13 protein-coding genes are annotated in these 13,243 nt (G+C 35.0%); 5 read left to right on the forward strand and 8 right to left on the reverse strand.

Annotated features, from left to right (window positions below):
• Positions 1-77: 77 nt before the first annotated feature.
• Positions 78-839 (reverse strand): exodeoxyribonuclease III, encoded by a 762-nt coding sequence (locus KHA94_RS05715; protein ID WP_213101113.1) that lies wholly within the window; start codon positions 837-839, stop codon positions 78-80.
• A 70-nt stretch (positions 840-909) separates the two neighbouring features.
• Positions 910-1,194: a hypothetical protein gene (locus tag KHA94_RS05720; RefSeq protein WP_213101114.1), complete on the reverse strand. Its 285-nt coding sequence runs from the start codon at positions 1,192-1,194 to the stop codon at positions 910-912.
• Between the two features lie 208 nt (positions 1,195-1,402).
• On the opposite strand from KHA94_RS05720, the gene KHA94_RS05725 reads away from it, so the two are divergent.
• On the forward strand, positions 1,403-1,849 hold the full coding sequence (locus tag KHA94_RS05725) for an OsmC family protein (protein ID WP_213101115.1): 447 nt from the start codon (positions 1,403-1,405) through the stop codon (positions 1,847-1,849).
• A gap of 152 nt (positions 1,850-2,001) precedes the next feature.
• Positions 2,002-2,430, forward strand: a complete 429-nt coding sequence (locus KHA94_RS05730) for a cell wall hydrolase (protein ID WP_213101116.1) — start codon at positions 2,002-2,004, stop codon at positions 2,428-2,430.
• Between the two features lie 108 nt (positions 2,431-2,538).
• On the opposite strand, the gene KHA94_RS05735 is transcribed toward KHA94_RS05730, so the two are convergent.
• On the reverse strand, positions 2,539-3,264 hold the full coding sequence (locus tag KHA94_RS05735; protein ID WP_213101117.1) for an AAA family ATPase: 726 nt from the start codon (positions 3,262-3,264) through the stop codon (positions 2,539-2,541).
• Between the two features lie 301 nt (positions 3,265-3,565).
• On the opposite strand from KHA94_RS05735, the gene KHA94_RS05740 reads away from it, so the two are divergent.
• A complete protein-coding gene (locus KHA94_RS05740; RefSeq protein ID WP_213101118.1) occupies positions 3,566-4,489 on the forward strand; it encodes a MerR family transcriptional regulator in 924 nt (307 codons plus the stop codon).
• A 105-nt stretch (positions 4,490-4,594) separates the two neighbouring features.
• Here KHA94_RS05740 and speD read toward each other — a convergent pair whose 3' ends face one another.
• Positions 4,595-5,404 (reverse strand): adenosylmethionine decarboxylase, encoded by an 810-nt coding sequence (speD, locus tag KHA94_RS05745; RefSeq protein ID WP_213101119.1) that lies wholly within the window; start codon positions 5,402-5,404, stop codon positions 4,595-4,597.
• Positions 5,405-5,603: 199 nt separating this feature from the next.
• Between speD and KHA94_RS05750 the strand changes: the two genes are divergently transcribed.
• Positions 5,604-6,734, forward strand: coding sequence for a CAP domain-containing protein (locus tag KHA94_RS05750; protein ID WP_249365321.1), 1,131 nt, complete (start codon positions 5,604-5,606; stop codon positions 6,732-6,734).
• A 54-nt stretch (positions 6,735-6,788) separates the two neighbouring features.
• On the opposite strand, the gene KHA94_RS05755 is transcribed toward KHA94_RS05750, so the two are convergent.
• The 4 genes from KHA94_RS05755 to KHA94_RS05770 all read right to left on the reverse strand — a co-directional run bounded on the left by KHA94_RS05755 (position 6,789) and on the right by KHA94_RS05770 (position 11,539).
• Positions 6,789-7,823: a CNNM domain-containing protein gene (locus tag KHA94_RS05755; RefSeq protein ID WP_213101120.1), complete on the reverse strand. Its 1,035-nt coding sequence runs from the start codon at positions 7,821-7,823 to the stop codon at positions 6,789-6,791.
• Positions 7,824-8,257: 434 nt separating this feature from the next.
• Positions 8,258-8,743 (reverse strand): hypothetical protein, encoded by a 486-nt coding sequence (locus KHA94_RS05760; RefSeq protein WP_213101121.1) that lies wholly within the window; start codon positions 8,741-8,743, stop codon positions 8,258-8,260.
• A gap of 343 nt (positions 8,744-9,086) precedes the next feature.
• The gene (locus KHA94_RS05765) at positions 9,087-10,823 is read right to left on the reverse strand and encodes a sensor histidine kinase (RefSeq protein ID WP_213101122.1); all 1,737 of its coding nucleotides are present in this window, start codon (positions 10,821-10,823) and stop codon (positions 9,087-9,089) included.
• The gene (locus tag KHA94_RS05770) at positions 10,820-11,539 is read right to left on the reverse strand and encodes a response regulator transcription factor (RefSeq protein WP_213101123.1); all 720 of its coding nucleotides are present in this window, start codon (positions 11,537-11,539) and stop codon (positions 10,820-10,822) included. Before KHA94_RS05770 ends, KHA94_RS05765 begins: the two co-directional genes overlap by 4 nt.
• Positions 11,540-11,691: 152 nt before the next feature.
• On the opposite strand from KHA94_RS05770, the gene KHA94_RS05775 reads away from it, so the two are divergent.
• A complete protein-coding gene (locus KHA94_RS05775) occupies positions 11,692-12,891 on the forward strand; it encodes a DUF418 domain-containing protein (protein WP_213101124.1) in 1,200 nt (399 codons plus the stop codon).
• The last annotated feature ends 352 nt before the right edge of the window (positions 12,892-13,243 follow it).

Genomic DNA, 13,243 nt, shown 5'->3' on the forward strand with positions numbered 1-13,243 from the left:
GATTTCTGTATTGGAAATCCCTTCAATCTGTTGAAAAACCCTCGCATTATTCGTTGCTGACTGAATTGAAATAAAAGTTATTCAAACAATTTCATTTCTAAAACAACTGGACAATGGTCACTCCCCATCACGTCGCAATGTATTTGAGCTGAATTTATGGCATCTTTCAGCTTTTCAGATACGATAAAATAATCTATCCGCCAGCCAATATTTCGCTCTCTTACCTTTGACATATAGGACCACCACGTATAAGCCCCATCTGCATCAGGATATACATATCTGAAGGAATCAATGAAGCCCGAATCTAGCAATCTTGTCATCTTCCCCCGTTCCTCCGTGGTAAATCCAGAGTTTCCATCATTTGATTTGGGATTTCTTAAATCAATTTCATTATGAGCAACATTAAGATCGCCACAATAAATAACAGACTTCTTTTGGTCTAATTCGTGAAGATATTCAAAAAGCTTGTCCTCCCATTCTAACCGATAAGACAGACGTGCCAAGTCACGCTGTGAATTAGGAGTATAGACATTAACAAGATAGAAGCTTTCGAATTCAAGCGTAATGATTCTACCTTCGTCTTCTGATTCGTTCTCTCCTACCCCATATTTAACTGATAAAGGTTTCTTTTTCGTAAAAACTGCCGTTCCCGAATAGCCCTTCTTTAGAGCATAATTCCAAAATTGATGATAGCCTTTCAGCTCCAGTTCAATCTGTCCCTCTTGAAGCTTAGATTCTTGTATACATAAAATATCAGCATCTACCTCATGAAAATAATCTAAAAAGCCTTTCTTCACGCAAGCTCTTAATCCATTAACATTCCAAGAAACAAATTTCATGCTGTAAATTCTCCTTTTAAAAATGACGATATTTTAATAGAGTACCATAGAACATGTTTTCGTGCACTTACTATATGACAAACATCCTGAGAGCAATTACTAAAAATGGCACAAGCAAAAACATGTAAATATAATATTTAAACTCTACCTTTTTATCCTTTTGACCTAAAAACTTTGCTAGTGGCCATTCTATTATTCTCATCATAATTAAAATGCAAATAACCAAAATTAATGAGGAGACTTTATCCAAACCAAGATAATTGGGAAGAAATAACGCAAAAAAATAGGCAAAACTTACTGCTAGTAATTCTGATCTTCTATGCTTTGTCTTAAACATCCATTCTAAGCTCTTCATACGAGACCACCCTTTAAAACGAATCTAATTTCATGTAAAATTCGACATCTTTCTCCTACATTATGACATCAATAAATGGAAAAAGTAAACAAGTCGATAATTGAATCTTTCAAAAACACTTACAATTTATTTTCTCCTATTCAAACAAACACTATTTTAGAGTTTTCACAAACCTTCATGTATAGTTTTATAAAAAGGAGGTTACCGAATGGCCGAGCATTATTTTCAGTTAAAAGCACATTGGCCTGGTCTAAGAAATGATGTCGGTGAAATAGAAACAGGTGGATTAATAACAAAGGTTTCTATCCCTCCTGAAATGGATGGACCGGGAGTTGGAACGAATCCAGATGAAATGCTTCTTGGCGCTGCGGCAACTTGTTATATTATTACTTTGGCAGCAATGATGGAAAGAAGCCATTTAGAAAAGATTGACTTAACAATGGAATCTATTGGTATTGTGGATGTTACAAAAGGTATCATCACTTACAAAAAAATCGTCCACCGTCCATGTATTATTCTTAAACAAGAAGCGTCTGAAAGAGACGTTAAATTAGCATTGAGATTAGCGCAAAAAGCTGATGCATCTTGCATGATTTCCCGTGCATTAAAGGGTAATGTTGAAATTGAATTAGAAGCGACAATACTTGAAAAATAATACATTTTCAATAATAAAGGTAATAAATACAAAAAATCAGCGCCAGGCTATGTGCTGCAGTTTATTTCCTTAAATCTGATGTTTACATGGACAGACATTAATACGTCTTTCTCGCAATATGATAACTGTATAACATCAATGGTGGTGATGAAATGGCTGTTGTAAAGGCAACTGATTCAGATATTGACTTATTAGCAAGATTGCTTAGGGCAGAGGCTGAGGGCGAAGGAGAGCAAGGAATGATGATGGTTGGAAATGTTGGTATAAATCGAATTAGAGCAAATTGCTCAGACTTTATTGGATTGCGAACAATTCCACAAATGGTCTATCAGCCACATGCATTTGAAGCGACAACAAAGAGTTATTTTTACCAGAGGGCTAGGGACAGTGAGCGACGCCTCGCTCGTCGGGCTGTTAATGGAGAGTGGGTATGGCCTGCTAAATATTCTCTTTGGTATTTTAGACCACCTGGAGATTGCCCTCCTACTTGGTATGATCAACCTTTAGTGGGGCGCTATAAGCTTCACTGCTTTTTTGAGCCTACAGCAGAGGAATGTGTAAATGTTTATAATACATTTTAAAGATTTGCTTAATCCGTATGAAAAACATATGACGGATTAAGCTTTTTTTATTTCAGTAGCATTTGTTTCAATAGCTACACCATACTTGACTCTTTGGAAATTCTCCTTTCATTCCTCATCACTAAATATTTCTGCCAAAAATCGCTCACGGTGCTGCAGGAAATATTTTGTTATTTGGTAGTGATCAGTATCCTCATACCCTATTTCAGTAATTTCTCCATTATCGAAGCTTAATATAGTAGCATCAGGAAAACCTAGTAAAATAGGTGAATGAGTCGCAATTATAAACTGCGCCTCATCGTTCTGTGTTAAATCATGAATAATTCTCATAAAGGATAATTGACGTTGCGGCGAAAGAGCCGCCTCTGGCTCATCAAGCAGATAAATTGCTTCGCCTTGAAAGCGATTTATAAAAAGGGAGAGAAAAGATTCTCCATGCGATTGTTCGTGAAGCGATACTCCTCCATAATCCCGAAAACCGGTATCATCCACCTCATCCAAATGGGATGCGAAGTGATAAAAGGATTCTGCACGAAGAAAGAAGCCATTCGTCACCTTTGGCATCCATGAAAGACGAATATATTCACCTAACGATGAACCTGATGCATGAACTTCATACGAATTATTCCTCCCTCCCCCAGCTGTATTGAAACCGCATTTCTCGGCAATTGCTTCTAATAATGTTGATTTTCCTGATCCATTTTCACCAACAAAAAACGTGACATTCTTCTTTAAAATAATTTCATTCATACTTTTAATGCTCGGAATGGAAAAAGGATATTGATAATAGGATGGAATATTATTCTGTAAAAGTGTAATTCTTTTTAAAAACATAATGATCACCTAGGTTTTTTATTCATATAAGATATTATTTCGATATTCTAGTCAAGAATCCCTTTTTAACCATTGCTTACTTCATGCAGATTAGAATCACGTTAATACTAACAATTATGTCTTTTTAGCCTTATTGTCGAAACCGCTTAATTCTGCTGAAATCCGTCTTCTTTTGATAGCTTTTGTCATGTTGCAGGAAAAATGGGTAGCTGTTGATGAATTATTTTACAAAGAAAAAAGAGAAATTGATTTAACATTGAAGCATTCATGACAATTTTATCATGGAAAGGAATGGACATTAATGACAAGTCACTTCGTCAAAGCCTATACAATTAAAGAAGTATCTAAGATTCTCAACGTACCACCAGGGACACTTCGGCAATGGGAAAAAGATTTAGAAGGATTACTAATTATCCCACGTTCGAAGCAAGGGGCACGATTTTATACAGATGATGAAATAAAATTGCTTGACACGATAAAACAAATGCGTGATAAAAATTTAAGTAAAGATATGATCAGAGAGTTATTGCAAAGGAATTTCGTTTCTGATACTGACTCTGTACCTCATATTACCTCATTATCACCTATTTCAAATGACATTCAAACGGAATCTGAAGAGGATCAAATGGCTTTGTTCCTAACCTCAATGGAGGCATTTAGAGAACAATTAATTAATGACGTTAGAGAAGAGATCCGTACAGGCATTCGAAAGGAAGTGTTAGAGGAAGTGAAAAAAGAAGTTTCAAAAGGATCTTTACACACAGTTAAAAGCCTTTCAGATTCTATATATAAAGCAAATGAAAAAACAAAGCTCGATATCCATGAACTATCCAACCATTTACATAACGCTTCGGAACAAACTTCCGAATCTCTCGGAACGTTGACTAAAAGGATTGCGAAAGTCTCAAAAGGTACTTCCGAACAAATTCGTTACTTAGCGAATCGCGTTACTGAATCCTCTGAAGCTGCATCTGAAGAATTTAAAACAATGATCCATTATATATCTAGCTCCGCTGAGGTTACCCATACTGAAATAAGTGCTCTCATCGAAACATTAAACTCAGACAGAGAAATATATATTGAAACGATTAACCGAGAACGAGAACAATATTGGAAGGATGTTAATCAAAGAGAAATGATGTTTCAAGATATGATTGTTAATTTTCGAAATGCCGCAGCTGCTGAAGAAGAAAAAACGAAGCCTTGGTGGAAATTTTGGCAATAAAAAAGCTCAGGCTGATCAACCATGGCATTACTCCCCCATTTGCCAACAATAAACATTATTGTAAAATGGGTAAATCCAGGCGAGTTTGCACCTGGATTTACCACTTTAATTAATATTCGTTCCGTAAAAAATTTCATCCATTTCTGTTGTTAAACGTTCTGTAATTTCCTCTACTTCATGAGGTTTTAGCCTATCTTTGGTATAACCAAATAAATAATTATTCAAAACAAAATCTCTAATTCTACATTTTGTATGAAAAATATTTGACTGATAAATATTAACATCAATCATATCAAATTCGTTTTTAATCTCATCTGGTATATAATTTTGAATAGAGCTTATATTGTGATCGATAAAAAGCTTTTGTCCATCCTTATTCCTTGTAAAGCCGCGAACCCGATAATCAATTGTCATAATATCTGTATCAAATGAATGAATCAAGAAATGTAACGCCTTTAAGGGAGAAATTTCTCCACATGTTGAAACATCGATATCTGCTCGAAATGTACTTATACCTTCAGAAGGATGATATTCAGGATATGTATGCACCGTAATATGACTTTTATCTAGCTGCATCACAACAGACTCAGGCAGCGGACCTGGAGATTCTTTAAAAGATTCACTCGGAGCCTCAACAACAGGGCCTTCGGAAACAAGCATCGTTACACTTGCACCTTGTGGAACATAATCCTGCTGAGCAATATTTAGAACGTGTGCTCCAATAATATCCGCGACGCTTTTTAATATTTTTGTTAATCTTTCTGCGCTATATTCCTCATCAATATATTCGATGTACGCCTCTCGCTCTTCCTTCGTTTTCGTATAACATATATCGTACATATTGAAGCTTAAAGTCTTTGTCAAATTATTAAAACCATGCAGAGTTAAATTCAAATCTATACCCCCTTCTAACATGTCAAATACCTCGATACATTATCTTCATTAAATATTGTTTTATCACCCATTTTCACTTGAATAATATGTGCAAGTGAAATGTTTTATAGATCAAAATAGTTACCAAAAATAACTAAGTGTATTTGATTTTAATAATTGAATTTTACTATTTATAATTAAAGGTAATAAATGAAGATATAAATAGAAATAAGGTGAAACATTGAGGAAAATATTCAGAACTTTATTATTAATGCTCATATTATTTATTTCATGGCCTTTTATTGAAAAACAAATTGCAAAAACGGAGTACTATCCTATATTGCAAAACATGAAAATGGAGATTCAATCATTAACAGAAAATCCTCATGTTTCTGCAGCGATCGATACGATATCCACAACGATTGATGAGCTTACAGGGAAAATAAATAGTTTCCCTAAAAATAAAGATGGAAATGAAAGCAATCAAGTTAATCAGCAAGATTTGGCTGTACCAACTGATCAGGTTTTTTCTATCTATAATATTATTCTTGGAGAAAGTAAAGAAGAAGTCGAAAAGCAGCTAGGGGCACCGCAGCGGTCATCAATGAATGAATATGGAACGAACTGGTTTACGTATCATGACCATTATCGCAACTTCATAATGGTTTCTTATGATTCGAATAATACAGTTGATGGATTATTTACAAATCAGGACTTAATTTCTTCTGCAAAAGGAATTAAGCTTGGAACTCCCAAGGAAATGGTTTATCAACAACTTGGAGAGCCTTTAAACGAAATAAGAAAAGGTCTTGTTTATTATAAATTTGAGAATAATCGGGATTACGATGTTTTCAGGATAGACAACAGCTATATTACTATTTTTTACGACAAACACAAAAATAATACGGTAACGGCCATTCAAATCATTAATAAGGATCTTGAACAAAACAAGAAAGACTTCTATTCAGAAGGAAGTCAGCAATTAAAGGAAGGCTTTGAATATCAATTATTTGACCTAACAAATGCAGACCGCGTCAAACATAACCTTTCTGTATTAGAATGGGATGGTCATGTAAAAGAAACTGCACGAAAGCATAGTAATGATATGGCTGAGGAAAACTATTTTTCCCACACAAATTTAGAAGGTCAATCACCATTTGACCGAATGAGCGAGGACGATATTTTCTTTACAGTAGCAGGAGAAAATCTTGCCACAGGTCAATTTAGCAGCATCTTTGCCCATGAAGGCCTGATGAACTCACTTGGCCACAGAGAAAATATACTCAGGCCGGAATATGAGTTATTAGGTGTAGGCGTTGCCTTTAACGATGAATCTCAACCATATTATACTGAAAACTTCCTTAGAAAATGATGAATTGACATATTATGAAACTTCTATAAAGTGGGGGTTCTTTCAACCCCCACTTTATAATTTTTCTTTTTCCTTCAACTCTAATAATGGTGATTTTACAGCCCGATTTTCTGTGTCTTCATCGGTTTCATCCTCAATTTCCTGGCCAAGCATTGCTTCTATAATATCTTCAAGACTAATGATCCCTTTTGTACCACCATATTCATCAAGGACAATTGCAAGATGTTTCCTTTCTCTCATCATTAATTTATAAACCTTTTCAATAGAATGAAATTCGAAAACAAAAATTGGATTATTGTCTGCGAATTCTTCCATTTTCTTATTTGGTTCAACTGACCAAGCGAGTAACTGTTTTGCATGAAAAACTCCGATGATATGATCTAAATTCCCTTTGTAAATAGGATATCTCGAATAATTATGATTTAATATTATTCCCCTTACTTCATCAAACTTCGAATCGTAAGGAATCCCTTCAATATCTATTCTCGGTGTTTTAAGGACATCATGAACATCTAAACGATTAAAATCGATAACTCCTTTGATTCTGATGGTTTCTTCATTTCTAAATGTCCCTTCATTTGACGCAATATCTACCAATGTCATTAATTCTTCTTTTGAAACAGAGACGGTATTATTCACATTTTTTGCAAAGAGCTTAATAATCGTACTCGTAAACTTTGATAATAAAAAAGTTAATGGTTTTAAAATAAATACTAGAACTCGAATGATTGGGAACACAGTATAAGCAATTTTTTCAGGTAATGAAGCTGCAATTGACTTTGGCAGAACTTCACAAAAAATAATCAGGACAACGGTTAAAATACCTGTTGCCACACCGACATTGAATCCATACTTAATCGCAATAACTGTAACTAAAGTCGGAAGCATTATATTCGCAATATTATTTCCAATCAAAATCGCTGAAATGAGCTCATCCGGCTTTGAAACAAGTTTTAAAAGCTTTTCAGATTTGATATCATTATGGTCAGCTCTTGACTTTAACTTCATTTTATTAACAGCTGTTAAAGCCGTTTCACTCCCAGATAAGAAAAAGGACATAAACATAAAAAACACAATTGCAATAACCAACGTCGAAAGCCTCCATCGTTTTCCTTTAAATACTATTTTCTCCATATTTTCTGTTCTTTAACTTATAACGGGAAAGATTATGAATATTTTTCTAGCATTACTAAAAAAGGAATAACTTAAACCGACTCAATTTTTTGTGCTCAATAAAGTGAAACTTCCATCAGTGGGGGTTTTTCGACGCACAGGACGTGCTAGTGCCGACGTTGCCACAGGACGTGGCGTTCTTAGTCGGCTTCCATCCCCCACTGATGGTTAGTTGAACCAATCACGCTCAAAACGCCACGTCCTGTGGCTTTCGCCTGACTAGGACATCGTGTCCGTCGTCGGGCCTTTACGGGCAGTTGATCCCCCTCTTAGGTTGCTTTAATTCTCTCGCAACCTTGAAGTGGGGGTCTTACTGCCCGTTAATCTGCGATAAAAAAAGAGCAGTAATATTACCCTGCTCTTGGGATATTCCTTTTTAACATAGCCGTTCCTGCACTAACCAGAATAGTCAGAAGAATGACCAGCAAAAACGTAAAAAAATTGAAGAAAATAGAATTTGACCAGAAATTCAATAATGATAATTCACTTTCCTTTGTATAAGAAGGACTAACCTCTGCGATCTTTTTTCTCAATTCTGAAGCTTGAATGTAGACATTTATCAGTATTATGAAAGATAGAACACTTGAACCTGCAATTATCATTATTTTCTTAGCCTTAGCAAGTTTAGTTAATGTGAGCATCGAATACTTAAAAGTTCCATAAACAAAGAATCCAAAGAAGGGAAAGAGGAAGATCCAAGGAAATAAGCCTGGATTACCATTACCACCAACTACTCCCAACTCACTATTTATATTTAGAGTTTGTGTCATATCATTACATAAGTAAAAAAGTAAACCAGACATTAAAAAGCTTATGAAGTAGATAATTATAAACATATTCCACCTTCTTTTAGTGATTATCTTGAAAATGAAACAGTATGAACCTTCCAACCATCGTGCTCCAACTAACCCAATGTGATCCTGTATTACCTGATCCACCATCGGAATATTTATAAGAAAGATATTGTCCAACAGCCGTATCAATTCCGTCCTAACCCACCAATGATAAACTTGAAGGATATCCAATATACCCTATGAAAAATTGACCATTGAAAGTGGCTATCTCCAAAGGTTATATTGTTCAATACTTAAAATTATACAACATTTCAGAAAAAAATCGGGGCATCTCCAAACCGAAATTTCAGTTTATGAGATACCCCATTCTAATCTAGAATTCCACTCAAATAATTGGGAACGACAGCCTAATTGTCGTACCCGTATTCTTTTTCGATTGAACGATTATCGTACCATGATGAAGCTCAGCAATTGCTTTGGCAATGCTCATACCTAAGCCAGCTCCTTTTGAGCTTTCATCCGTATTAGTCCCTCGATAATATCGATCAAATAAATGTTCGATTGTTTCTTTATCTATCCCCATACCGTTATCTGCGATCAAAATGCAAACAGAATCTCCTGCATTTTCTAGTGATACCGAAATCACTGTTCCTGGTGGATTATGTTTTATTGCGTTGAAGATGAGGTTATCAATCATCCGCTCAAACCAGCGCTGATCGGCTAGGATACTAACCTCTTTTTCTGAGCCTTGAAAAGAAAATCTTGTATCTTGGAGAGTCATATCATTTACGAATTTCAAAATATTTGCTCTTACAAGCTCATTTACATTGCTTTTAGTAAAAGAATGTGGCAAGGAGTTATTTTTCAGCTGGAAGGCAAGGATAAAATCATCAAGCAAATCGGTCATGTAATCTCCTTTTTCTCGAATCATTTTCCCCATATCCTTCAATTCCTCTTCTGTCCATGTGTATTGACCGCTTTCAAGTAAATGACCGTATCCTTCAATGGTGGAAAGTGGTGTTCGTAAATCATGTGATATCCCTGTCATCCATTCTTCTCTTGTTTTTTCTAAACGATTTCTCTCCTTTTCTGCAGAGGCAAGCTTTTCTGCCATTTGATAAAAAGCATTAAAGACTTCCTTGTAAAGTCGATATTTAATTCGTACCTTCCCATTTTTACGGAAAATTTTCTTCCGCTCCTTCTCAGTTAGAACCTCGTCATACAAGCCGTGGCCCATCCTTTCGAGCCATCCAGAAAAGATTAGCAATGGCTGTCCGTAACGGAATCCGTGCCAGATAGAAATTCCAACGGTTGCTACGAGGAAAGCAACTCCTATTATGATGAAAACACGAATAAAATCACCAAGAAACGATCCACTGCTTAAACCTTCTCCGTTCCTAGGAAATTGCAGTATCCATGTATTTCCTGAAGCAGAATCGTTATAAACAACACTGTCATTTTCATTTATTCCTGGTGCTTGACTTCTTATTAGTACATCTAAAGGCTCGTACTTCTTTTCTTTCATTTCTTCGCCAATAGATTGTATGACATCGCCATTTTCATTTAATACTTGGAGTGAACCATGAATAGAAGCAAGCTTCTTCTCAAGCTCTATTACCTGGCTTTCTTTGATTAGACCGCTTTGACTAAATGTTAAAAACCAGTTTTGCAGCATATCTAAATGATTATTTTTGTAACCAAGAAAAAATAGAAATGGTTTCTCATATGTGCTATCAAGCTGAGAATAAATATAAAACCCTTGAAATTGTTTAGTATTTTCGATCTGCATGATTTCATTAACCGTATAGTGGTTAGGCAGCTTGCTCGGAGTATTATGAGATCCAATTACTTCCCCTTCAGTATTAATAACTTGTACCCAAAAACCCATTTTCTCTAAATGCACTTTCAACTTTTCATGGAATTCTACTTTGTCTTCAGTCACATTTGTTGCCGTATATATCGCATCAAGTGCTCCCAAAGGGAAATTCCGCTTTAATTCTTCATTCATAATAAATTGTATTAATAAAGTAAAAAGCACAACAAACGTGATAACAATGACAATCGTTAAGAGAATGAACTGAAGTGAAAAATGGATCGCAAGTCTATTCCGTAGAGATTTCAATTTTCTCTCTCCTTAACGAGCTTATAACCAAGTCCACGAACAGTTTGTAAATAACACGGCCTGCTTGGATCTTCTTCAATTCGTTCTCTTATTCTTCTAATATGTACGGTAACTGTATTATCATCTACAAAACTATCGAAGCCCCAGACAGCCTCAAGGAGCTGGGTCTTTGAAAATACGATATTTGGATGTTTGCAAAAATATTGGAGGAGAAGAAAGACTTGGGCTGGACATGGGATTAGTTTTCCTTTTACAAGTAATTCACCTGCTTCCTCATCCAGGACAAAATGACCGAAATCATATCTTGCTTTATCTTCCTTCTTAAAGATTGTCCCTCCAGATGGTTGACTTCTTCTCCTCAATCTGGCTTTAATTCGCGCAGCAATTTCCAATGGATTAAATGGTTTAGTGATATAATCATCACCGCCAATCGCAAACCCAGTTAAGACATCCAGATCAGATACCCTCGCTGTTAAAAATAGAATATATGCATCCGTTTTTTCTCTTATTTTTGGACATAGATCAAAACCGCTTTGATCCGGCAGCATGACATCGAGGAGAATAATATCTACTTCATTCTCTTCAATACATTGCAAAGCCTCGTTTGCCGTATAAGCTGTGTGTATTTTTTGAAAGCCTTCTTTTTTTAAAACTGTTTCCAGCATTTTCACGATGGATTTCTCATCATCGACAATTAATATTTTCGTATTTTCCATATACCTGCACCTCGATCATATCCTACCACAACTACATTACCAGAATATTACTGGATTACTAAAAAATTTATGAAATGATAATGTGCTGTTAGTCTTGTTGCAATCTTTATTTATTATTTTATAATAGATAAATCTTATAGAGGAGAAATGCAATGAAAACACAAAACAAACGAATACAGGTTATTGACGCAATTAGAGGGTTTAGTCTTTTGGGGATCTTGATTGCGAATATGCTTATTTTTCAATATGGGATTTTTGGTAAAGATGAGATGGATTTCTATTCAATATCAGCATTTGATAAAGGAGTCCATACCTTGTTAAAAATCGCTGTCGAAGGAAGCTTTATGCCCATATTTGCTTTTCTATTTGGCTATTCATTAATAAAAATGAAGGAAGGTTTAGATGCAAAGGGCTTAAAACCAAAAAGAAACCTTGCTCGCAGATATATCCTGCTAATCATTTTGGGCGCACTTCACAGTACGTTTTTATGGGAAGGAGATATTTTGCTCTCCTATGGATTAATGGGTTTTTTCCTCCTAATGTTTATGAATCGAAAGAAGAAAACACTTGTTATCTGGGGAATCATTCTTCTGATCTTAACTTCATTCATGGGCCTTGGTATGAATGAGCCTGTACCAATGGAAGATGAAACAAGAATGGCTGAATACGTAAAGGACACATATGCAGTATACGGAAGTGGAACTTATGAGGAAATTAAGTATCATCGCAGTAACGTAGATCCATTAGGACTTCCAGATTATGTTTATTTAATTATGTTCATCATTATGCCGTTTATAACAGCCCCACTGTTTTTATTCGGGATGTTTGCTGCAAAAAATCAGGAATTTCATGATGTGAAAAATAAGTCAAAGTTTTATTTTAAGTATGGAATGATTATTACAGTTATTGGATTGCTGATGAAAGGCGGAGTATATTTATTCCCTGATCTAGGCTGGTTAGGTATGTTAAACATGCTTGGCGCAAATATTTTATCACTCGGGTACATCTGTTTATTTGCATCTATTTATTCACTGATGCATAACTCTCTGCTATTTAAGGCATTTGAATCTGTTGGAAAGCTGTCACTGTCTAATTATCTTTTACAAACCGTAATCTGTACAACAATATTTTATGGCTATGGATTTGGTCTCTTTGGAAAACTGGGTGTGTTCTACGGTTTGCTATTATCTCTCTTCATTTATGGATGCCAGCTATTTATTAGTTATTGGTATTTAAAAATGTTTAAAACGGGTCCAGTTGAAAAATTAATGAGAATTTGTACGTATTTAACATTAAGCGGTAGACCTAAAGTAAAAAAACAATCAGAAGAAACATATGTAAAAATAGTGTAATCAGGCTTCGTGATTTAACTGAGATGTTAAGAGCAATTCTAAATTTTTGATACAGTTTCAAAATTTCTGTAGTAGTTATTATTTAATATAGAACTTGCTGCAATACCAGATGAGAAAAACAAAAAAGTACCCTATTGGTAGACTTTATGCTGTTAAGAGATAATAAAGATGTTTGATTTACAATAAAGTCCTTTAAAAAATAATAAAGTTGTTTAATTCTTATTGAATTCCCTCAGTTAGATACGATTATCTCTCGAATACTCACTAACGGGGCAATTTAGTGGAAGAAGGATTTGTCTTTAATAAGGCGAACTTTTATTATATTAAAGGAGTTTTGATTATGAAACTTACT

The organism is Cytobacillus citreus (genome assembly GCF_018343665.1).
In the GTDB taxonomy this organism is placed as follows: Bacteria; Bacillota; Bacilli; order Bacillales; family Cytobacillaceae; genus Cytobacillus; species Cytobacillus citreus.